The organism is Pseudomonas sp. GL-R-26, from assembly GCF_019947365.1.
Lineage (GTDB): Bacteria > Pseudomonadota > Gammaproteobacteria > Pseudomonadales > Pseudomonadaceae > Aquipseudomonas.
In genome coordinates, this window is sequence record NZ_JAGYGI010000080.1 from 1 (window position 1) to 1,257 (window position 1,257).

Here is a 1,257-nt window from a genome sequence, read left to right on the forward strand (position 1 = left end):
CAAGCATCGACGGCGTCTGTGGCGTGGACGAACGCGGAGCCGGACACGCTGATGGAGCGGGTGCTTGCACCGGCTAACCTCAAGCGTGCGTATCAACGCGTAGTCAGCAACAAGGGCGCACCGGGTGCCGATGGCATGACGGTCGACCAATTGGCAGGCTACGTGAAACAGTATTGGCCGAACCTCAAGACTCGGTTGCTGGCCGGCGAGTACCAACCGCAAGGTGTACGCGCCGTCGACATCCCAAAACCTAAAGGCGGAACACGGCAACTGGGCATTCCCTGTGTCGTGGATCGCCTGATCCAACAGGCTTTGCTGCAACAGCTCACACCTATCTTTGATCCGCTGTTCTCGGACTACAGCTACGGCTTTCGTCCGGGCAGAAGCGCCCATCAAGCTATCGAAACGGCCCGTGCCCACGCGGCGGCGGGTCACCGCTGGTGCGTGGAACTCGATCTGGAGAAGTTCTTTGATCGGGTTAATCATGATGTTCTGATGGCCCATGTTGCGCGTCAAATCGAAGACAAACGCGTCCTCACGCTGATCCGTCGCTACCTCGAAGCGGGAACGATGTCAGGCGGTCTCGTCAGCCGACGGCAGGAAGGGACGCCGCAAGGCGGCCCGCTCTCGCCGTTGCTGTCGAATATCCTGCTCAACGAACTTGATCGTGAATTGGAGCGGCGGGGCCATCGCTTCGTGCGGTATGCCGATGACGCGAACATTTATGTACGCAGTCGTCGCGCAGGTGAACGGGTGATGGCCAGCGTTGAGCGTTTCCTGAGCGAGCGCCTGAAACTGACGCTGAACCGGGAAAAGAGCCGAGTAGCCGGGTCGTGGATGTGTGATTACTTGGGCTATGGGATGAGCTGGCATCAACAGCCGAGACTAAGAGTGGCAACGATGAGTCTGGATCGCTTACGCGACCGACTTCGAAGCCTGCTGCGCACAACGCGAAGCCACAAAGTGGCGAGCGTCATCGAGCGGATAAACCCCGTACTGCGCGGTTGGGCTGGCTATTTCAAGCTGAGTCAGAGCAAGCGGCCACTTGAGTATCTTGATGGCTGGGTGCGTCACAAACTTCGCTGTATCATCTGGCGCCAATGGAAGCAGCCCTCGACGAGGGCGCGCAACTTGATGCGTCTAGGGCTCAACGAAGCTCGTGCTTGTCACTCAGCATTCAACGGTCGAGGCCCTTGGTGGAATTCGGGAGCACCCCATATGAATCAGGCGCTGCCGAAGAAACTCTGGGATCGACTC

1 protein-coding gene is annotated in these 1,257 nt (G+C 58.9%); it reads left to right on the plus strand.

Annotated elements, in window-relative coordinates; all coding sequences use genetic code 11:
- A partial coding sequence (gene ltrA, locus KGA96_RS29600) for a group II intron reverse transcriptase/maturase (RefSeq protein WP_223516089.1) occupies window positions 1-1,257 on the plus strand: 1,257 nt, incomplete at both ends.